Origin of the sequence: Microbacterium testaceum StLB037 (assembly GCF_900104345.1) — a bacterium.
Lineage (GTDB): Bacteria > Actinomycetota > Actinomycetes > Actinomycetales > Microbacteriaceae > Microbacterium > Microbacterium testaceum_A.
This window is the reverse complement of the sequence record NZ_FNJN01000004.1, coordinates 407,102-428,479: the sequence shown is the minus strand read 5'-3', so window position 1 is coordinate 428,479 and position 21,378 is coordinate 407,102. Positions and strand designations below refer to the sequence as shown.

Below are 21,378 nucleotides of genomic sequence, written 5' to 3'. Positions count from 1 at the left end.
ACCACCCCGCAACGATTCGTCGCGAACTCATAAGCGACGTTCACCAGCCGGTTCATCCGGCATGGTGACGTCCGGCGGGTACGTCAGCGACACACGTGCGACGGAACGCGCGTCAGGAGACGCGCGCCCGAGGACGGACCCTCCGCGAACACGCCGCGGTGGTCGGCTCAGAGCGTGCGGCGCCCTTCGAAGGCGCGGCCGAGAGTCACTTCGTCGGCGTATTCGAGGTCGCCGCCGACGGGGAGACCGGATGCCAACCTCGTCACGCGGATCTCGAGGGTGTGCAGCAACCGGCTGAGGTAGGTCGCCGTCGCCTCGCCCTCGAGGTTGGGGTTCGTCGCCAGGATGACCTCTTGAACGGTGCCGTCGGCGAGCCGTTGCATGAGCTGGGTGACACGCAGGTCGTCGGGGCCGATGCCCGCGATGGGGCTGATGGCGCCGCCGAGCACGTGGTACAGCCCGCGGAACTCTCGGGTGCGCTCGATGGCCGCGACGTCTTTGGCGTCTTCGACGACGCAGATGAGCGTCGCGTTGCGGCGGGGGTCGCGACAGATCGAGCAGCGATCCTGCTCGGAGACGTTGCCGCAGATCTCGCAGAACTTCACCTTGTCGCGGATCTCGCCGAGGAGCGTCGACAGGCGCGATACGTCGAAGGACGGCGACTGGAGGATGTGGAACGCGATCCGCTGCGCAGACTTCGGGCCGATGCCGGGGAGGCGTCCGAACTCGTCGATCAGGTCTTGGACGATGCCGTCGTACATCAGTTGAACCTCGTCGGGGGCTCGTAGGGTTCGTCGCGCACGTAGGTGGCGCCGAGCATCTGGCGGACCACGGCCTCGCCGTACCGCTGGACTCCCCCGCTGAGCGGGGCCATGCGCGGGACGACCACGGGCGGGATGGGCGCCTCGACCTCGTCGACCGGGGGGATGACGTCGTCATCGTCGACCTCGTCGGGGGCGGGCACCGAGGGGGTGACCTCGCGCGGCGGCAGGACGGCGCCCTCGTGCACCGCCGCAGGAGCGACGGCCGTGGCTTCATCGGGCTCGTCGTCGACCGCGAGCGCCGTAGACGGTGCCACGGGAGCCCGGAGGGCGGTCGGCGCGGAACCGTCGGATGCGGGAATCGGGGCGACGGCCCATTCGGTGACCGACGACGAGTACGGCGCGGAGGTCTGCGAGCCACGCGGACCGGACGCCGGGGCCCCCGAGGTGGGACCGTGCGTCGGCGCCGAACCCGCCGGACCACGAGACGGCCCGCCGGGACCGGAGCCTCCGGGCCCGCCCGAACCGTCCTGCTCGAGGCGCGCGAGGTATTTGACCCGGATGCCGAGGACGGCCTGGATGGCCTGGCGGAGGTCTTCGCTCGGACCGCCCTCGGGGGTGCGCGTCTTGAAGGCCGTGAGGTCGCTGGCCGTGCGGAACGCCAGGGTGAGCACGTCGCCCTCGAAGGCGGCGACCGCGGCGGTGGAGACGACGAGCCACGACGACCGGCTCGCGACCTCGAGCTGACCGAGCACTTCGGGCCACGCGTCGCGCACGTGGCCGAGCTCGATCGGACCGACCGGGGTGGCTGGAGGCGTGGGCGCGGTCGGTTCGAGAGGAGACGCGTCGTCGGCGGGCGGGGCGTCGGCGCTGGCGGCGTCGGCGGCCGGAGCCTCGGCGAGCGGAGCGTCGGCGCTCGGAGCATCGACCGACGAAGCGTTGGCCGTCGGGCCGTCCCCAGCCTCAGCGACGGTCGGCGAGGACGCGGAAGACGGTGCATCGTCGGGAGACGACGCGCCCACCTCGGACTCCGCTGCGGTCGACGCCGACGTGGAGTCGGCGTCGCGCTCTGCGGCGACGGTCTCGGGAGTGGGAGCCGTGTCGAAAGGATGGGCCTCGTCGGAGGAGACCGCGCGGGCACGACCAGCCGCGGAGGAACCGGTTCGCGCGGGAACAGCCGCCCCCGGCATCGACGCGCGGTCGGGCTGCTCCTGCCCCCGGCGATCTACGGCGGCGGCGGGCGCGGACATCGGCTCGTCGTCGTCGAACGGCGGAGGAGCGTCGTCGTCGGTGAACGGCGGCGGGGCGTCGTCATCGCTCGGCAGGGGCTCGGCGGACGTGTCGGGTCGGCCGGGAGCAGCGTCTCTCGAGGGCGCGACGGCGGCCGACATCGCTTCGGACGGGGCCGAGTCCGGCGACGCCGCCGCGGCGGGGGCGACGGAGGGGGATGCCACCTCGGGCGCCGCGATCCGCCCCGGAGACGCCACGGTCGGCGATGCGACGGCGGCGGAACCAGAGCGAGGCGAAACGGTGGGGGAGCCCACCGTCGGCGACGCGATACCCGGGGACGCCACACCCGGCGAGGCGACACCCGGGGAAGCCACACCCGGCGAAGCCACACCCGGCGAAGCGACACCGGGAGATGCCACCGGCGCGGACGCCGCGCCCGGCGCCGCGATCCCCGGCGAGGCGAACCGAGAACCACCCGGGCTCGCGACCGCGGGGTCCGCCGGAGCCGCACCCGGGGTGGCGATGTCAGCGGAGGGCGATGCCGGACGCCCCGTGGCCGGGGCGGGGGCGGACGCTCCGCCGCGTGCCGCCTCGAGGTCGTGCGCCATGGCGGGCGATGTGCCCTGGGCGACCCCGGCGTGGGTGAGCACGCGCGCAACGAGAAGCTCGAGCTGCAATCGCGGGGACGTGGCCCCGGTCATCTCGTCGAGAGCCGCGACGACCAGGTCGGCCGTGCGCGAGAGGCGCGCGGCGCCGAAGGCTGTCGCCTGGCGCGACATGCGCTCGAGTTCGTCGTCGGGCACCCCGCGCAGCACCGCCGAGGCGCCGGCACCGGTGGCGGCCACGACGATCAGGTCGCGAAGCCGCTCGAGCAGGTCGTCGACGAAACGACGCGGATCTTGACCGGTCTGAACGACCCGGTCGACGGCGGCGAAGGCTCCTCCCCCGTCGTTCGCGGCGAAGGCGTCGACGACCTCGTCGAGCAGCTCGGAGTGCGTGTAGCCGAGCAGAGCGACCGCGCGCTCGTAGCGCACAAGCACGTGCCCGTCGGCGTCGGCGTCGCTGCCCGCGATGAGCTGGTCAAGCAACGAGAGGGTGTCGCGCGGCGACCCTCCGCCGGCGCGGACGACGAGGGGTAGCACGCCGGCTTCGACGCCCACGCCCTCGGTCTCGCAGAGCTCTTGGACGTACTCGAGCATCGCGGCCGGCGGCACGAGCCGGAACGGGTAGTGGTGCGTACGCGAGCGGATGGTGCCGAGCACCTTCTCGGGCTCGGTCGTGGCGAAGATGAACTTCACGTGCGCGGGCGGCTCTTCGACCAGCTTGAGCAGGGCGTTGAAGCCCTGCTGCGTGACCATGTGCGCCTCGTCGAGGATGAAGATCTTGAAGCGATCGCGCGCCGGGGCGAAGATCGCGCGCTCACGCAGGTCGCGGGCGTCGTCGACGCCGTTGTGGCTCGCCGCGTCGATCTCGACCACGTCGAGCGAGCCGCCGCCGCCGCGCCCCAGCTCGACGCAGCTGTCGCACGTTCCGCACGGGGTGTCGGTGGGGCCGGCTGCGCAGTTGAGGCAGCGGGCGAGGATGCGGGCCGACGTGGTCTTTCCGCAGCCGCGCGGACCGGAGAACAAGTACGCGTGACCCACGCGGTCGCTGCGCAGGGCGGTCATGAGCGGCTCGGTCACCTGCGACTGCCCGATCATCTCGCCGAACGCCTCGGGGCGGTAGCGGCGGTACAGGGCTGTGGTCACTCCCCCAGCCTACGGCGTACCTCCGACATCGCCTCCGCGGCCGCTCCCCGCGCGGTTCACCCTCCGCGTGGGGGGTGTATCGAGCACCGGATGCCGGATCCCCACGCCGCGACGCCGCCGCCGCCACGCCGCTCGACGCTCGACCGACCCGCCCGCCGTCACCGGAACAGGAGACGTCTTCGGAACAGGCCGGTTCTTCTCTCGCCGCCCTGTTCTCGTCGCATCCGCCTGTTCTCATGCCATCCGCCGCGCCCCCGACGCCGGCGCCGCACCGCTCCCCCGAAACGCCGAACGCGGCGACACCCCGGAGGATGCCGCCGCGTCACGGAGACTCAGAAGCCGCCGTCGAGTCCGACCGCGATCGGGCCGGTGTCGTCGCCGACGATCGGGATCGCCGTGGTGACGATCGGGACCGACGCCGACAAAAGCGTCCCGTCCTCGCGCACCGATCCCTCGAGCTGCCGGATCGACGGGCGTCCCGGACGCACCGGACCCTGGCCGTGCAGCGCGACGCGCACCGTCTCGCCCGGGCTGACGGTGTAGTCCACTCCGCGCACCGCGAAGGTGACCGCTTCGCCCTCTCCCCCGGCGCGCAGGGTCAGCGCCGACGCGGTGAGGGTGATGTCGAGACGCGTGCCGTGCCAGTGCAGCACGTACGACAGCTCGGGCCAGTCGGCGGGCAGACGCGGGTCGAAGGTGAGCAGACCGAAGTGGTCGCGCATGCCGCCGAAACCGCTCACGAGGGCCGTCCAGACGCCACCGGCCGAGGCGACGTGCACCCCGTCGGAGGCGTTGTGGTGCAGGTCGCCGAGGTCGACGAACGCCGCCTGACGGAAGTACTCCAGCGCGAGGTCCTGGTAGCCCACCTCGGCCGCGAGGATCGACTGCACGACCGCCGACAGCGTCGAATCGCCCGTGGTCAGCGGGTCGTAGTACTCGAAGTCGGCGAGCTTCTCGGCATCCGTGAAGTGGTTTCCCTGCAGGAACAGCGCGAGCACCACATCGGCCTGCTTGAGCACCTGGTACCGGTAGATCACCAGCGGGTGGAAGTGCAGCAGGAGCGGGCGCTGATCGGGCGGGGTGTTCTCGAGGTCCCAGATCTCGCGCTCGAGGAAGACGGCGTCCTGAGGATGGATGCCGAGGGCCTCGCTGAACGGGATGTGCATGGCCTCGGCGGCTTTGTCCCAGCGCTCGGGCTCGGAGGGGTCGAGGTTCATGCGGTCGGCCATCTGGGCGTAGGCCTCGGGGCTGTTCTCGGCGAGATCGCGCACGGTGCGCGCCGCGAAGCGCAGGTTGAAGCGCGCCATGACGTTCGTGAAGAGGTTGTCGTTCACGACGGTCGTGTACTCGTCGGGCCCGGTGACGCCGTGGATGTGGAACGAGTCGTGCTCGCCCTCGTCGGCCGCGTCGCTCGAACGCCAGAACCCGAGCGTCGACCACAGGCGCGCGGTGTCGACGGCGATGTCCACCCCCTCGCGGGCGAGGAACTCCTCGTCTCCCGTCGCGCGGACGTACTTGGCCAGGGCGAAGGCGACGTCGGCGTTGATGTGGTACTGCGCGGTGCCGGCGGCGTAGTACGCGGAGGCCTCTTCGCCGTTGATGGTGCGCCAGGGGAACAGCGCCCCGGCCTCGTTGAGCTGGTGCGCACGCTTCCGCGCGGCGGGGAGCATGAGATAGCGCATGCGCAGCGCGTTGCGCGCCCAGAGCGGCGATGTGTACGCCAGGAACGGGAGGACGTAGACCTCGGTGTCCCAGAAGTAGTGGCCGCTGTAGCCGGATCCGGTGACGCCCTTGGCGGGAACGCCCTGTCCGTCGGCGCGGGCCGCGGCCTGCGCGAGCTGGAACAGACACCAGCGGGTGGCCTGCTGCAGGTCGCCGTGACCGCCGATGCGCACGTCGGAGCGGTCCCAGAAGTCGGCGTACCAGGCGATCTGCTTCTCGACGAGCTTGTCGATGCCCGTCTCGACAGCGCGGTCGAGCGTGCGACGGCAGCGGTCGAGAAGCTCACCCGTGGGGACACCCCGTGAGGTGTGGTAGCTCACGAGCTTGGTGATCGTGGTCGGGACGCCGGCCCGGGCATGGACGCGATAGACGTTCTTGGCGATGTCGGGCTCGATGAGCTGTCGCGAGGTGTACTCGTTCTCGGTCTCGACGAGGTGGTCGGCGATGACCGCCAGGGTCATGTTCGACTCGCTGACCTCGTAGCTGAGCGCCGAGCGGTTGCCGTCCTGCCAGTACTCGCGCGGCTGCAGCACGCGGTCGCTGAGCTTCTCGGTCTTCCGCGGGTCGAAACCGGACTGCTTGGATGCCATCGGCGAGCCGCCGTAGATGCCCTCACCGTCCTGCCGGTTCAACAGCTGGCTGCTGACGGTGACGGGAGCGTCGGCGTCGAGCACCGTGACGGTCAAGCGGAGCACCGCGAGGTGCTTCTCGTCGAAGGACACGAAGCGTTCGTCCTCGATGCGGACGCGCTTGCCCGAGGGGGTGACCCACAGGATGTTGCGGCGCAGGATCCCCTGGCGCATATCGAGCACGCGCTCGTACTCGCGGACGTCGGCGACATCGAGCGAGAGCGGCTCGTCGTCGACGTAGACGCGCATGACCTTGGCATCCGGAGCGTTGATGATCGTCTGCCCGACCTCGGCGAAGCCGTAGGCCTGCTCGGCGTGACGGATGGGGAACGTCTCGTGGAAGCCGTTGATGAACGTGCCTTGCTCGAGGGCGAACCGCCCCTCGATCGAGTTGCCGCGCAGGCCGAGGTAGCCGTTGCCGACGGCGAAGAGGGTCTCGGTGACCCCCACGTCGTCGATCGAGTACTCGGTCTCGACGAGGCGCCATTCGTCGACGGGGAAGCGATCGCGATCGATCATCGGGGGCGTGCCTTCCGGTGGCAGGGTCGAACGTCGACGCGAGACGGCGGGGGGCCGCTCGCGCGGGTGGTGCGCGGTGTCGCCGTGCGGGACGGCGCGGGGGTGTCGCGGGTGGTGACGGCTCAGTCTACGAACGCGGCGAGGTCGTCGACGACCACGGTGGCCCCGGCGGAGCGGAGGTCGTCGGCTCCGACGCCCCGGTCGACCCCCACGACGACGCTGTAGCCGGCGGCGACGGCGGATTGCACGCCGCTCAGCGCGTCTTCGACGGCTACGGACCGCGCGGGGTCGACGCCGAGCAGCCGAGCCGCTTCGGCGAAGACATCGGGGGCGGGCTTCGACGAGAGGTGATCGCGCTCGGCGATGACACCGTCCATCACGACGGGGAAGCGATCGCGGATGCCCGCGGCTTCGAGGACCTCGACGGCGTTCTTCGAGCTCGAGACCACTGCGATGGGGGTCCCCGCCGCCTGGAGCACGTCGAGGAGCGCGACCGACCCCGGGTAGGGGGCAATCCCCTCGCGACGGAGGATCTCGGAGAAGACGACATTCTTTCGGTTGCCGACCCCGCACACGGTGTCTTCGGACGGATCGTCGGAGGGGTCGCCCCACGGCACCTCGACGTCGCGGCTGCGCAACAGACTCGCGACCCCGTCGTACCGCTTCTTGCCGTCGACGTACTCGAAGTAGTCGCGATCGGTGTAGGCCGGCTCGATCTTCCACGCCGCGAAGAGCTCGTCGAACATGGTCTTCCAGGCCCTCATGTGCACCTCGGCCGTGGGTGTGAGCACGCCGTCGAGATCGAAGAGCACACCCTCGAATGCGGTGAGGTCAGGCAGGTCGGGGCTGTCGGTCACGGCGGGCTCCAGGTCGGGATGCGGTGCGTGGGCGGCGGGGCCGCGGCGCTCTCAGGGTAGCGGGCGGGCCCCACCGGGGCGGGTCGTGGCGTCGGTTCATTCAACCCGGTAGAGGGTCGATGGGGGTCAGCTTGCGACGGACAGCGTCTGCCGAGCGATCTCGAGCTCCTCATCGGTGGGTACGACGAGCACCTCGACGCGCGAGGAGTCGGCGGAGATGCGCCGGATGCCGCGACCGCGCGTCGCATTGCGCTCGGCGTCGATCTCGACCCCGGCGAATCCGAGCGTCGCCATGGCTTCGGCGCGCACGGCGGCGGCGTTCTCGCCCACTCCCGCGGTGAACGAAATCACGTCGACCCCGTTCAATTGGGCGAGGTAAGCGCCCGCGTACGCGCGCAGGCGGTGGATGTAGACGTCGAAGGCGAGGCGCGCCGCAGGGTCTCCCGCCTCGCGTCGCTGCTGGATGTCGCGCATGTCGGACACCCCCGCGATGCCGAGCAGGCCCGAGCGCTTGTTGAGGAGCGTGTCGAGGTCGGCGGTCGACATGTCGGCGCGCCGCGCGAGCTGCAGCAGCACCGCCGGGTCGAGGTCGCCCGAGCGTGTGCCCATGACGAGCCCCTCGAGCGGAGTGAGACCCATCGACGTGTCGACCGAGCGGCCGCCCTCGATCGCGGCGACCGAGGCGCCGTTGCCGAGGTGGAACACGATCTGCTTCAGCTCGGCGAGCGGGCGCCCCACGAAGGCGGCCGCGGCCTCGCTGACGAACTTGTGGCTGGTGCCGTGGAAACCGTACCGGCGGATGCGGTGAGCCTCGGCGACCTCGCGGTCGATCGCGTAGGTGTACGCCTCGGGGGCGAGCGATTGGTGGAAGGCGGTGTCGAACACGGCCACGTGCGGGACGTCGGGGAACGCCTTCTTCGCCGCGACGATCCCGGCGAGGTTCGCGGGGTTGTGAAGCGGCGCCAGCACCGACAGCTCGTCGATGTTGATCTCGACGAGGGGGGTCACCACGGTGGGCGCGAAGAACCGCGCACCTCCGTGCACGACGCGGTGACCGACCGCGACCGGGGCGTACTCGTCGAGCGAAGGCCCGTGCGCGGCGAAGGCGTCGAGCATGACCGCGAAGCCCGCGGTGTGGTCGGGGATCTCGCGCTCGATCGTGTACGTGGCATCCGTCACCGTGGGTGCCGGAGCGTCGGGGGCGGCGAGGGCGGCCGCCGTGACCGTGTGGGTCGTAACGCCCGTGCCCTCGCCGATGCGCTCGACGAGACCGGATGCCAGCACGCGCTCGTGCGCCATGTCGAGCAACTGGTACTTGAACGACGACGAACCGCTGTTGACGACGAGGACGACGCTCACTGGGTGCCCCCCTGGGCCTGGATCGCGGTGATGGCGATGGTGTTGACGATGTCGTCGACGAGGGCGCCGCGCGAGAGGTCGTTGATGGGTTTGTTCAGGCCCTGCAGCACGGGGCCGATGGCCACCGCGCCGGCCGAGCGCTGCACGGCCTTGTAGGTGTTGTTGCCCGTGTTGAGGTCGGGGAAGACGAACACCGTCGCCCGACCGGCGACCTCGGAGTCGGGCATCTTGGCCCGCGCGACGGCGGCGTCTGCCGCGGCGTCGTACTGGATCGGCCCCTCGACGAGCAGCTCGGGCGCGCGCTCGCGCACCAGGGCGGTCGCGGTGCGGACCTTCTCGACGTCTGCTCCCGTGCCCGACTCCCCCGTCGAGTACGACAGCATGGCCACGCGCGGCGCGATGCCGAACTGCTCGGCGGTCGCGGCAGAAGACACCGCGATGTCGGCAAGCTGCTCGCTCGTGGGGTCGGGGATGACGGCGCAGTCGCCGTACACGAGCACGCGATCGGCGAGGGCCATGAGGAACACGCTCGAGACGACCGAGACGCCGGGGGCGGTCTTGATGATCTCGAACGCCGGGCGGATCGTGTGCGCCGTGGTGTGGGCGGCTCCGGAGACCATGCCGTCGGCCAGGCCCAGGTGCACCATCAGCGTGCCGAAGTACGACACGTCGGTCACGGTGTCGGCGGCCTGGGCATAGGTGACGCCCTTATGGGCGCGGAGCCGCGTGTACTCGGTTGCGAACTTGTCGACGTGCACGGCGTCGAAGGGGCTGAGCACCTCGGCGTCGCGGATGTCGATGCCGAGCTCGATCGCGCGCCCGCGCACCTCGATCGGTTCGCCGAGGATCGTGAGGTCGGCGATGCCGCGCGAAAGCACGGTGGCGGCGGCGCGCAGGACGCGGTCGTCGTTGCCCTCGGGCAGCACGATGCGGCGCTTGTCGCTGCGGGCGCGGTCGACGAGGCCGTACTCGAACATGAGCGGGGTGACCACGCTCGGGCGGGCGACGCCCAACTCGCGCGTGAGCAGCTCGGTGTCGACGTGGCGCTCGAAGAGCGCGAGCGCGGTGTCGTACCGGTGCTGCGAGTCGGCGGCGAGGCGACCGCGCGTGTTCATGATGCGCACCGCGGTGTCGTAGGTGCCGAGGTCGGTCGCGATGATCGGCAGGGGCGAGCCGAGGCCGTCGATCAGGCGCACGATCGCGTCGGGCAGCTCGAACCCGCCGTTCAGCACGATGCCCGCGAGCGAGGGGAACGTGCCCGAGGCGTTGGCCAGCAGGGCGGCGATGAGCACCTCGCTGCGGTCGGCCGGGATGACGACGACCGCCGACTCCTTGAGTCGCGGCAGCACGTTGACCATCGACATGCCGGCGACGACGACGTCGAGGACCTCGCGGGTCAACAGAGCCGGGTCGCCCTTGATGAGCTCGCCCTCGACCGAGCGCAGCACGCCGCGCACCGAAGGGGCGATGAGGAAGCGGTCTTCGGGGAGGGCCCAGACGGGCACGCTGCGACGCTCGGCCGGAGCCCCGACCGGAACCGCGTCGACGACCTGACGCACGGATGCCGTGATCTCGTCGAGGTGGTCGGGATCGGCGCGGTTGGCGATCACGGCGAAGAGCGCGGCCCGCTCGTGCTGCAGCTCGGAGACGGCGAGCGAGGCGATCTGCCCGACCTCGTTCGGGGTGCGCGCGACCGACATGCCCAGCGTCTCGCTGTGACCCTGCTGCGCGCGACCGCCGAGCACGAGCAGCACGGGGGCGCCGAGGTTCGCCGCGATGCGGGCATTGTAGGCGAGCTCTGCGGGGCTGCCGACGTCGGTGTAGTCGCTACCGATGATGACGACCGCGTCGCACTGGGCCTCGACGGCCTTGTAGCGCTCGACGATGCGGGCCAGCGCGGCATCGGCGTCGTCGCGCACGTCGTCGTAGGTCACGCCCACGCAGTCGTCGTAGGCGAGGTCGACGCTGTCGTGATCGAGCAGCATCTCGAGCACGTAGTCGCGCTCGGCGGTGGAGCGCGCGATGGGCCGGAACACCCCCGCGCGCGGGGTCACGCGGCTCAGGGCGTCGAGCACGCCCAGAGCCACGGAGGACTTGCCCGAATGACCTTCGGCCGACGTGATGTAGATGCTCTGCGTCACGGAGCCAGCCTATTGCGGGCCTCCGACACCGCCGCGGGGTTGCTTCGGCGTCGAGTGATCAGGAGCGGTGCGCGGACAGGATGCGCGCACCGGCCGAGCGGAGGTCCCCGGCGAGCGCCGCGTCGGGGTCGAGGTCGGCGATGATCCCGGAAACCCCGTCGAGCGGGAGGATGCCGAAGCGCGACGCCGTCCCGAGCTTCTCCTCACTCGCGAGGACGAACGTCTCGGCCGCGCGGGCCGCGAGCGCGCGCTTCATGGCCGCCTCCTCGGCATCCCCCGTCGTCAGTCCCGTTTCGGGGTGAACCCCCGTCACACCCAGGAAGAAGAGGTCGGCGCTGACGCTCTGCGCTGCTTCCATCGCCGCGGCTCCGCAGGCGACCGCCGAATGCTTGAAGAGGCGCCCACCGAGCACGATGACCTCGGCGTCGTGATCGAGGAGCGCGGCGGCGATCGTCGGCGAGTGCGTGATGATCGCGCCGCCGAAAGAGCGTGGCAGCAGGTCGACCATCGCCAGGGTCGTCGTGCCCCCGTCGAGCAGGACGGTGGAGTCGGGCTCGATGAGGGCGACCGCGGCGGCGGCCACGCGCTCTTTACTCCCCCGAGCGACCTCGCGACGGGCGGAGTAGTCGGCGACGGCCGGCGACACCGGGAGAGCCCCGCCGTAGACGCGGACCGCGAGGCCCGCGGCATCCAATTCTCGAAGATCTCGGCGGATGCTGTCTTCGGAGAGTCCCCACTCGACGGCGATGTCCTTCACGACGAGACGCCCGTCGCGCCGGAGCCGGTCGAGAAGGGCGTCTTTGCGGGCGGCGGCGAGCATGGTTCACATTGTTGCACGTTTCTGCACTATCGTTCCGGATCATGGATAGCGCTCGCCCCGGCACCACCGTCCCCGATCACCGCGGTCGCAGCGGGCTGCACCTCACGGGTCTCGCCCTCGACCGCAACCCGCGGGTGGAGGTCACCGACGTCGACCTCCTCGCGGCCGGCTGGCACGTGCTGCGGGCGACGACGTTCCGCTACCGCGGAGACGACGGCGAGTGGACGACCCTCACGCGCGAGACCTACGACCGGGGCAACGGGGCGACGATCCTGCTCTACGACCCCGACCGGCGCACCGTTCTGCTCACCCGGCAGTTCCGCTACCCCGCCTATGTCAACGACCACCCCGACGGCATGCTCATCGAGACCGCCGCGGGCCTGCTCGACGACGACGATCCGATGACCGCGATCCGCCGCGAGGCCGACGAGGAGACGCGGGTGCGGGTCGACGAGGTGCAGCACGTGTTCGACGTCTACATGAGTCCGGGATCGGTCACCGAGCGGCTGCACTTCTTCGCCGCGGCCTACGACGGCGCCGAGCGCGAGGGCGACCGCGGGGGCCTTGCCGAGGAGGACGAAGAGATCGAGATCGTCGAGTACGACATCGACGTCGCGCTGGCGAAGATCCGCGACGGATCGATCCAGGATGCCAAGACCATCATGCTGCTGCAGTGGGCGGTGCTCGACGGGCCCTTCGCCCGGCGCTGAGGCACGGCATCCGAAATCGGGCTCCGGGCTCCGGTTTCCGGGCAAAGAAAAGACCCTCCGCGCACCCGGTAGAGCCTGGTTACCCTTGCTACGTTTCCGTCCTGGGGGAGTTGGCCGGGATACCGCCACGCGGAGAGCCGAGTACAGCCTACCCGACGCGAACGGGCGCTCGTGGTCGCCGCCTCCGAGGACGACGGAACGGCCGGGGCATCAGCGCCCCGGCCGCCCCTCATCCGCCGCGTCAGCGCTTCAGACGCAGCGTCACCAGCTGGAACGGACGCAGGTCGAGCTCGACCACTCCGTCCGTCGTCCTCGCCACCGCCGTTGCCTCGACCTCGCGCTCGAGCAGGTCCGTCTCGACGACACCGGCGAGAGCGAACCCGGCCTCGAGGTGCGCGCGCGTGCGCTCCCCCAGAGCCTCGTAGAGGCGCACGAGCACATCCCCCGAGCCGTCCTGAGCGAGCTTGACCGCCTCGACGACGACACCGGGCCGGTCGATCGCGACGAGCGGGGCGACCGCCGTCTCGGCGGCATCCGGAATCGTCCGCTCGGGCAGGTTCGTGCGGTACCCCTCCGTGACGGCGTCGATCACGTCGGCCCCCACGACGATGCCCACCTCGAGGTGATGAGCGCCCTGGTCCTGACCGGGGTCGGGGAAGGTCGCCGCGCGGATGATCGAGAGGCGCACGAGCGACGAGGTCCCACCGGCGGCGCGCTCGTGGCGTGTGATGTCGTGGCCGTAGGTGGAGTCGTTGGTGACGGCAACGCCGAAGCCCGGCTCGGCGACCCGCACCCAGCGGTGCGCGGCCGTCTCGAAGCGTGCCGCATCCCACGAGGTGTTCGTGTGGGTGGGGCGGACGATGTGCCCGAACTGGATCTCCGAAGCCGCGCGATCGGTGTGGACGTCGACGGGGACACCGAGCTTGAGCAGCTTCTGCTGCTCATGCCAGTCGACGTCGAGCGACAGACGCACGGTGCGGGAGCCGTTCGCCAGGGCGATGCGCGTGACGATCGTGGACGCGCCCGTGCTGCGCTCGATGACGACAGCGTGGCCGTCCAGGCGCACGGCGTCGGCGGAGTCGAGGGGGGTGACGTGGCGCCGGTAGGTCTCGTCGATGTCCCATGCGTCCCACTGGGTGGGCGTATCGCGGAACACCTCGAACAGCCCCGCCGCGCGATCCGCCGGCACGACCTCGCGGCCGCTGGCCACCTCGACCAGCGAGGTGAGCAGACCGCGTCCGTCGATGACCGCGCGCACGATGCCGTTGTCGAGGACGAAGCCCTCGCCGTCCGCCCGCGGGGCGACGTCCCCCGCGGGTGCCGCGGAAGCGATCGCGAGGGCGGGAGCGCCGGCGCGGCGGTGCGGGGCCGCGTTGGCCACGACCGCGTGGTCGCCGGTGCCGACGAGCGCGCGCAGGCTGTCGGTGATGATCTGCTCGAGCTCGGTCGCGATCGCTTCGTAGTTGCGCTCGGCATCGCGGTGGACCCAGGCGATCGAGGTGCCGGGCAGGATGTCGTGAAACTGCTGCAGCAGCACGAGGCGCCAGAGGCGCCGCAACGCCTCGGCCGGGTACGTCGCGCCCACCCGCACCGCGGCGGTCGCCGACCACAGCTCCGCCTCGCGCAGCAGGTGCTCACTGCGGCGGTTGCCCTGCTTGGTGCGCAGCTGGCTGGTGTAGGTGCCGCGGTGGAACTCGAGGTACAGCTCCCCCGCCCACACGGCCGGGTCGGCGTACTCGGCCTCGGCCGTCTCGAAGAACTCCCGCGGGGTCGAGTGCTTCACGATCGGGGCGCCCTCGAGCGAGCCCGTGCGCGCGATCGTCGCGGTCATCTCGCGGGTGGGGCCGCCGCCGCCGTCGCCGAAGCCGTAGGGAAGGAGCGAGGTGCGCGCCCGGCCCTTGTCGGCGAAATTGCGCTCGGCGTGCGCGAGGTCGGCCGCTGTGACCTCGGAGTTGTACTTGTCCACGGGCGGGAAGTGGGTGAAGATGCGCGAGCCGTCGATGCCCTCCCACCGGAAGGTGTGGTGCGGGATGCGGTTCGTCTCGTTCCACGAGATCTTCTGCGTGAGGAACCAGCGGGCTCCCGCCGCCTTCATGATCTGCGGCAGAGCGCCGCTGTAACCGAACGAGTCGGGTAGCCACACCTCTTCGGTGTCGATGCCGAACTCCTCGAGGAAGAACGACTTGCCCTCGACGAACTGGCGGGCCATCGCCTCGCCGCCGACCATGTTGGTGTCGGACTCGACCCACATCCCGCCCACCGGCACGAAGCGTCCCTCGGCGACGCGCGCCTTGAGGCGCTCCCACAGCGCCGGGTAGTGCTCCTTCATCCAGGCGAACTGCTGCGCCGACGAACTGGCGAAGACGAACTCGGGGTCTTCGTCCATCAGCGAGAGCACGTTGCTGAAGGTGCGCGACACCTTGCGGGCGGTCTCGCGCACCGGCCAGAGCCACGCCGAGTCGATGTGGGCGTGGCCCACCGCGTGAAGGACATGGGCGCTGGATGCCGCGGGCGCGGCGAGCAGCGGAGCGAGCACGTCGCGACCGGCCTGCGCGGTCCCGGCGACGTCGTGGGGATCGACCGCGTCGATCGCGGCATCCATCCCCTCGAGGAGGGCCGCGCGGCGCGCCGAGGTCGCGTCGAGCTCGGCCAGCAGACCGTGGAGCAGGCGGAAGTCCTGCAGGAGTTCCCACACCGCGACGTCGCGGAGTCCGATCGACATCTCGCGCAAGACGTAGAGGGGGGCGTCGCCCGCCGTCACGGGGTCGCCGACCGGGGTCGGCTCGAAGGTGAAGAGGCTCCCCACGTCGGGGTTCGACGCGGCCTCGACGAGGACGTCGATCCGGCCGTCGGCGTCGACCGCGGCGGCGGTGGCGTTGTTGAACGGCGAGATGCCCTTGATCGGGGCCCCGTCGCGGTTCCAGATCAGCGCCTCGCACTGGAAACCGCTCTGCCCGGCCGTGAACCCGAGGTCGACGACGAATTCGGCGACGGTGCCCGCGGGAAGGACCCCCGAGTCGTCGCGCCACGCGGCGGGGGTCTCTCCCGACACGGCGAACCAGGTCGTCCCCCACGCCCGGCCCCACGGCGTTCCGATCGCGAAGGGGCGGTATTCGGCATCCCGAGCCTCGTCGAAGGTGACCGGCTCGCCGGGGGCCTCCCACGCCGAGATCTCGAGGGGCTGACGGTCGCGGTAGACGGCGGGGGCGAGACGCTCGCGGACGAAGCGTTCGATACGCATCTCGATGAGCGCGGTGCGGTCGTGCATGAAGTGGGTTCCTTGTCTGGGGGGACGGGTCAGCCCTTGACCGCGCCGGCGAGAGCCGACGGGCCGCCGAGTCCGCGCTGCACGAGGACGTACAGGCCGAGCACCGGAAGGGAGTAGACGATCGAGTAGGCCGCGAGCTGGCCGTAGGCCACGGCTCCGAACGACCCGAAGAAGTTGAAGATGCTGACGGCGGCCGGCTGGTAGTCGGGGCTGAGCAGCAGCACGAAGGGGACGAAGAAGTTCCCCCACGCCTGGATGAAGGTGAAGATGAACACCACCGCGATGCCCGGGCGCATGAGGGGCAGCACGATCTGCACGAGCGTGCGCATCGACCCCGCGCCGTCCATCCAGGCCGCGTGCTCGAGCTCGACGGGAACCCCGTCCATGAAGTTCTTCATCATCCAGATCGCGATCGGCAGGGCGCTCGCGGTGAGGAAGAGGATCGTGCCGCCGATCGAGTCGATCAGGTTGAGCTGGACGAACAGGCTGTAGACGGGCACCATGATCGCCGTGATCGGAAGGCACGTGCCGAACAGCACCGCGTAGAGGAAGGGCTTGCCGACGCGCATCTTGTACCGCGAGAGCGGGTAGGCCGCCAGCGAGGCGAGCACGACCGTGGCGATCGAGGTGCCCCCGGCCAGAAGCACGCTGTTCCACAGGGGCTGGAAGAGCAGGTCGGGCTTCATCACGGCCGCGAAGTTGTCGAGGGTGACGACCTCGGGCATCTTGATCGCCAGCGTGGGCTGCGCGTCGAGCGAGGCCGTGACGAGCCACACGAGCGGGACCACGAACAGGATGCCGACCACGATCAGGAGCGTGTTGGCGACGACGCGGAGGGCGCGCGTGCGCGGCGACGACAGCGACGCCTTCTTGCGCGCGGGGGCGCGGCGGGCCGAGCGGACGCGCGCTCCGGTCACCTCGGGGAGGGTGGCGGTGGTCATGACGAGACCTCCTCGCGCAGAGCGCGGACGTAGAAGAACGAGAAGATCGCGCCGATGAGCAGCATGATCGTGGCGATCGCGGTGCCGTAGCCGAGCTCGCCGAACTTCAGACCCTGCTGGTAGGCGAGGATCGGCAGCGTCGTGCTCTTGGTGCCGGGGCCACCGCCGGTCATGACGAAGATCAGCGTGAAGACCGACAGGGTCTGCAGCGTCACGATCATCGAGTTCGTGCCGATGGTCGAGCGGATCATGGGGATCGTGATGAGGAAGAGGCGCTTGATGCCGCTCGCCCCGTCGACCTCGGCCGCCTCGGTGATCTCGGGCGGCACGTCGGCGAGGGCCGCCGAGTAGACCATCATCGAGAACGCCGTCCCGCGCCAGATGTTGGCGAAGATGACCATGAGCACCGGCATCGTGAAGAGCCAGCTGACGGGGTCGAGACCGAAGAAGCCGAGGATCACGTTCAGGGTTCCGTTGTCGCGGAAGAACGCGTACGCGGCGAAGGCCGCGACGATCTCGGGCAGGACCCACGCGGTGACGACGATCGTGCCGACCACCGCGGTGACGACGCGATTGCCCGAGCGCATCATGAGGGCCAGGGCGAGCCCCAGGATGTTCTGACCGATCACGGCCGAGAAGAACACGAACACGATCGTGTTGACGACCGCCACGGGGAAGTCGGGGGCCTTGAAGAGCTGGGTGTAGTTGTCGAGGCCGATGAACTGGCTCGCGACGGCGGTCGAGCCCGACAGGGTCGCATTGGTGAGCGAGCCCCACAGCGACACGAGGATCGGTCCGAGCAGGAACACCGCGAGCAGCAGCGCTGCGGGAAGGAGCGGGAGCGCCCGGGCCGAGGACCGGAGGCCGCGCGTGGTGGCGCGCGACCTCCGGTCGGTTCCGGTCGCCCCGGTCTGAGCCAGGGCGGTCACGATCAGCCCTGCTGGGTGTTGTCTTGACCGACGATGCCGATGACGGCCTGGTCGTAGGCTGCGGCGGCGTCGTCGACGCTGGACTGCCCGGTCATGACGGCTTCCATCGCGACCTGGATCTGGTTCGAGATCTTGTCGTAGTCCTCGGTCGCCGGGCGGAAGTGGGTGGTGTCGACGAAGCTCGAGAAGGTCTCGAAGCTCGGGTTGGCGTCGAGGTACTCGCTGGACTGGGCGACGTCGGCGCGCACGGCGATCTGGCTGTTGTTGATGTCGTAAGACGTGGCGTTGTCCTTGTTCACCGCGGTGGAGAGGAAGTCCCAGGCGGCGTCCGCGTTCTTGGTGTTCTTGCCGATGGCGAGCGTCCACCCGCCCGACATGCTCGTGGTGCCGGGCGCCTGACCGTTCTGGGTGGGCATCGCGGCGATGCCGAGCGTGTCGCTCCACGCGGGCCACGGGGCGGTGCCGCCGTCGACCCACGCGGCCGACTGCCACGAGCCGTCGAGGGCGATCGCGAGCTTGCCCTTCGGCAGCCAGTCGGCGGTCACACTGGTGAAGATGTTGGGGTCGAGCGCCTGCTGGAGCGAGGGCCCGAGTCCGCCCTGGTAGACGTCGGAGACGAACTTCAGCGAGTCCTTGAAGCCCTGGCTGCCGACGACCCACTTCTTCGAGGAGATGTCGTAGAGGGTGTCCTCGGTGCCGTAGAGGAGCATCTCGAGCCCCTGCATGGATGCCGCTTCACCGGCCGTCTTGCCCGAGTACACGTTCATCGGGATGACGTCGGGATCGGCCGCCTTGACCTTCTCGGCCGCCGAGAGCACGTCGGCCCAGGTCTTGGGCTGCCACGGGACGGAGATGCCCGCCTTGGCGAAGATCTCCTTGTTGTACCAGAGGCCGCGGGTGTCGGTTCCGAGCGAGACGCCGTAGGTCTTGCCGTCGGGGCCGAGGCCGGCCTGCTTGGCGCCGTCGGCGAACTGCGACCAGTCGCTCCACTTCGCGAGGTAGTCGTCGAGGGGCAGCAGGTACCCCGCCGCGGCGTCGGACTGGATCTTGAAGGTGTCTTCGTACTGGACGTCGGGGGCGGTGCTGGCCGACTTGTTCATCAGCGCGAGCTTCGTGTAGTAGTCGGCGCCCTCGGCCTGGATCGGCACGAGCTCGACGGTCATGCCGGGGTGCGCGGCCTCGTACTGCGACTTCGCGGTCTCCATCAGCGTCTGCATCTGGTTGAAGGTCGCCGTGGTCTGGTACGCGACGCGGATGGTCTTCGCGTCGCCGGCGTCTCCGCTGCCCGCGGAACAACCGGCCAGGGCCGCGGTCAGGGCGGCGGCGGTCAGAAGACCGGTCACCATCGTCAGTTTCTTCATGAAAGCTCCCTTGCTCGGGTGGAGACACCACGTCGCCAGAACCTTTTATAAATCAAATGGACTAACTCGGCAAGTCCGAACGGCGCAGCCCATGTAACGATCGGGAAACACGCGGCTCCGCGCGCCAGGGGTCGGGCTCAGAGGGCGATCATCATGCGCGTCGGCCGGGCCGCGAAGGCGCCGTCGAGCATGAGGCAGGCGGCCCCGACGGCCGCGACGTCGGTTCCGACCCTCGAGCGACGCACGACGATCTCGCGCGTCGCGGTCGAGGCCGTGTCGACGGCGACGCGCTCGGCGACGACATCGCCCAGCACCCCCGCCAGGCGCTCCCACACGGGGCCGCCGAGGACGACCTCGTCGACGTCGATCAGGTTGTTGGTCACGACCAGCGCGCGCGCGATCCGCTCCCCCGCCCGCCGCAGCACCGCGGCCGGCACCTCCTCGCCCTCACGGGCGTCGCGCACGAGCCGGTCCAGGTCGGGGCGCGTGTCGCCGGCCGCCGCGGGAGCGTACCCGGCCTCGGCCAGCAGCACACGCGGCTCGATCGACACCCCGAGGCACCCGCGAGCGCCGCACGCGCAGGGCGGGCCATCGGGATCGACGATCACGTGGGCGATGCCGCCGGCGTTGCCGGTGCGTCCGCGCACCGGCGCACCCGCGATCGCGAGCCCCACACCGACACCCGCGCCGTAGTACAGGAACATCGCGTCCCCGAGGGCATCGGAGCGGTCGAACCACATCTCCCCCACCATCGCGGCCGTCACGTCCTTCTCCACGATCACCGGCAGGCCCGTGACGGCGCCGAGGTCTTCGCGCACGTTCACGTTGTGCCACTCCGGCAGCAGGGGCGGATCGAGAAGGCGTCCGCCGCGCGCGTCGAAGGGACCCGGGGCGGCCACACCGACCCCGAGGACGAGCTCGCGGGGGATGCCGGCGCGCTCGACGATCGCGTCGACAGCGGCACCCACGGCATCCACCAGTCCGGCGGGAGTCGACACCGCCGGGCGGGCGATCTCGTCGTGCGCGATGACCTCACCCGCCATGTCGACCACCACGACCGTGTCGACCACCGGGTCGAGGTGCACCCCGACCGCGAACCGCGAGCGCGGCTCGAGCTTGAGCAGCGTGCGGGGCTTGCCGGGACCCGAGATGACCTTGCCGGCCTCGACGATCAGCCCTTCGTCGGCCAGGCGACGGGTCACGTTGCTGAGCGTCTGGGCGCTGAGACCCGTGCGCGCCGACAGTTCGACCCGGCTGAGCCCCTCGGGCGAGCGGCGGATGTGATCCAGCACGAGAGCCTGGTTGTACTCCCCGACGGCGGGCAGGTTGGATCCCGTACGCATGACCCCTGCCCTCGTTCGCCGGTCCGCGGCGCGGGCCCTCTCGTCCAGATTACGCCCGCCCATCAGCGCGCCACCCTCTGCGGAACCGTCAGGACTGCAGCGCCAACGCCGCCGCCCCGAGCAGCGGACCGTCTCCGTCGAGGCCCGAGCCGACGATGCGGCAGCGCCGCGCGTACGCGTGCAGCGAGGCGGCCTGGGCGGCCGCACGCACCTGGTCGACGTAGTCGGGCGCGACCTGCGAGAAGCCCCCGGCGATGGCGACGGCCTCGAGATCGCACAGGGTGGCCGCCGCGGCGATGGCCTGCCCCACCGCGGTCGCCGACCGGGTCACGGCGGCGATCGCGACGGCGTCCCCCTCCGCGTGGGAGGCGGCGAGATCGAGACCGGTCTCGCCCTGCCAACCCTGCGTCTTCGCCCAGGCGACGGTGCCCGGCCCCGCGGCCACGGCTTCGAGGGTGGCCGCGACGACCTCGTCGCCCTCGATGGTGCGGACGAAGGTCTGTCCCAGATGACCCGCGTTGCCGCTGGCGCCGCTGACGGGGCGACCGCCCAGCACGAGGCCGCCGCCCACTCCCGTCGACACGACGATCGCCATCGCGTCGTCGCAGCCGACCAGGGCACCGCGCCAGTGCTCGGCGAGGGCGATGCACGTGCCGTCGAGGGCGAGGTGGATCGGGCCGTCGACGAGTCCCGAGAGCACCTCGTCGATGGGCAGACCCGCCGCGAGGGGCAGGTTGAGGGGCGACACCGACCGCGAGGGCAGGTCGACCGGGCCCGCGCTGCCGACGCCGATCGCGGTCACCGTGGCCCCGGGCACGGCGGCCAGCGCCGCGGCGGCGGCCTCGCGCACGTGGCGGGCGATCGTGTCGCGGTCGTTCTCGCGACCGGTGGGGCGTCGGGTGACGCTCGCGCGGACCACCTCGCCCGAGGCCGAGACCAGGGCCGCGTCGACCTTCGTTCCGCCGATGTCGACGGCGAGCACGTGGGGGTCGGCGGGCAGGGACGGGGTGGTGTGCGACATGCGCGGGCTCCTCGGGTGG

The 21,378-nt window shown here is 70.8% G+C and carries 14 protein-coding genes and 1 other RNA gene; 1 reads left to right on the top strand and 14 read right to left on the bottom strand.

Annotation, left to right across the window (positions count from 1 at the left end; genetic code table 11):
• Positions 1-167 precede the first annotated feature (167 nt).
• From recR to BLS25_RS11115, 7 genes are all read right to left on the bottom strand, one after another.
• Positions 168-761 carry a recombination mediator RecR gene (recR, locus tag BLS25_RS11145; protein WP_056229546.1) on the bottom strand — a complete coding sequence of 198 codons (594 nt, stop codon included), beginning with the start codon at positions 759-761 and terminating at the stop codon, positions 168-170.
• On the bottom strand, positions 761-3,739 hold the full coding sequence (locus tag BLS25_RS11140; protein WP_074695687.1) for a DNA polymerase III subunit gamma and tau: 2,979 nt from the start codon (positions 3,737-3,739) through the stop codon (positions 761-763). The genes recR and BLS25_RS11140 overlap by 1 nt, the downstream gene beginning before the upstream one ends.
• Before the next feature lie 332 nt (positions 3,740-4,071).
• Positions 4,072-6,609 carry a glycoside hydrolase family 65 protein gene (locus BLS25_RS11135; protein WP_056229552.1) on the bottom strand — a complete coding sequence of 846 codons (2,538 nt, stop codon included), beginning with the start codon at positions 6,607-6,609 and terminating at the stop codon, positions 4,072-4,074.
• Positions 6,610-6,731: 122 nt separating this feature from the next.
• Positions 6,732-7,466 carry an HAD family hydrolase gene (locus tag BLS25_RS11130; RefSeq protein WP_074695685.1) on the bottom strand — a complete coding sequence of 245 codons (735 nt, stop codon included), beginning with the start codon at positions 7,464-7,466 and terminating at the stop codon, positions 6,732-6,734.
• A 126-nt stretch (positions 7,467-7,592) separates the two neighbouring features.
• Positions 7,593-8,825 (bottom strand): acetate/propionate family kinase, encoded by a 1,233-nt coding sequence (locus BLS25_RS11125; protein WP_074695683.1) that lies wholly within the window; start codon positions 8,823-8,825, stop codon positions 7,593-7,595.
• A complete protein-coding gene (gene pta / locus BLS25_RS11120) occupies positions 8,822-10,966 on the bottom strand; it encodes a phosphate acetyltransferase (RefSeq protein ID WP_074695681.1) in 2,145 nt (714 codons plus the stop codon). The genes BLS25_RS11125 and pta overlap by 4 nt, the downstream gene beginning before the upstream one ends.
• A gap of 58 nt (positions 10,967-11,024) precedes the next feature.
• Positions 11,025-11,786: a DeoR/GlpR family DNA-binding transcription regulator gene (locus BLS25_RS11115; RefSeq protein ID WP_074695679.1), complete on the bottom strand. Its 762-nt coding sequence runs from the start codon at positions 11,784-11,786 to the stop codon at positions 11,025-11,027.
• 41 nt (positions 11,787-11,827) lie between these two features.
• Between BLS25_RS11115 and BLS25_RS11110 the strand changes: the two genes are divergently transcribed.
• Complete coding sequence (locus BLS25_RS11110) at positions 11,828-12,496, top strand: NUDIX domain-containing protein (RefSeq protein WP_074695677.1); 669 nt, start codon at positions 11,828-11,830, stop codon at positions 12,494-12,496.
• Positions 12,497-12,541: 45 nt separating this feature from the next.
• Here the strand turns inward: BLS25_RS11110 and ffs are convergent.
• From ffs to BLS25_RS11075, 7 genes are all read right to left on the bottom strand, one after another.
• Positions 12,542-12,638, bottom strand: an RNA gene (ffs, locus tag BLS25_RS11105) — signal recognition particle sRNA small type.
• A 99-nt stretch (positions 12,639-12,737) separates the two neighbouring features.
• Positions 12,738-15,764 carry an alpha-mannosidase gene (locus BLS25_RS11100; protein ID WP_074695675.1) on the bottom strand — a complete coding sequence of 1,009 codons (3,027 nt, stop codon included), beginning with the start codon at positions 15,762-15,764 and terminating at the stop codon, positions 12,738-12,740.
• 29 nt (positions 15,765-15,793) lie between these two features.
• Positions 15,794-16,705 carry a carbohydrate ABC transporter permease gene (locus BLS25_RS11095; RefSeq protein ID WP_143017913.1) on the bottom strand — a complete coding sequence of 304 codons (912 nt, stop codon included), beginning with the start codon at positions 16,703-16,705 and terminating at the stop codon, positions 15,794-15,796.
• The gene (locus BLS25_RS11090; protein WP_056229602.1) at positions 16,702-17,634 is read right to left on the bottom strand and encodes a carbohydrate ABC transporter permease; all 933 of its coding nucleotides are present in this window, start codon (positions 17,632-17,634) and stop codon (positions 16,702-16,704) included. The genes BLS25_RS11095 and BLS25_RS11090 overlap by 4 nt, the downstream gene beginning before the upstream one ends.
• A 2-nt stretch (positions 17,635-17,636) precedes the next feature.
• On the bottom strand, positions 17,637-18,995 hold the full coding sequence (locus BLS25_RS11085) for an extracellular solute-binding protein (protein ID WP_074695673.1): 1,359 nt from the start codon (positions 18,993-18,995) through the stop codon (positions 17,637-17,639).
• Between the two features lie 137 nt (positions 18,996-19,132).
• Positions 19,133-20,338 carry an ROK family transcriptional regulator gene (locus BLS25_RS11080; RefSeq protein WP_056229609.1) on the bottom strand — a complete coding sequence of 402 codons (1,206 nt, stop codon included), beginning with the start codon at positions 20,336-20,338 and terminating at the stop codon, positions 19,133-19,135.
• 88 nt (positions 20,339-20,426) lie between these two features.
• On the bottom strand, positions 20,427-21,359 hold the full coding sequence (locus BLS25_RS11075) for an ROK family protein (protein ID WP_074695671.1): 933 nt from the start codon (positions 21,357-21,359) through the stop codon (positions 20,427-20,429).
• Between the last annotated feature and the right edge of the window lie 19 nt (positions 21,360-21,378).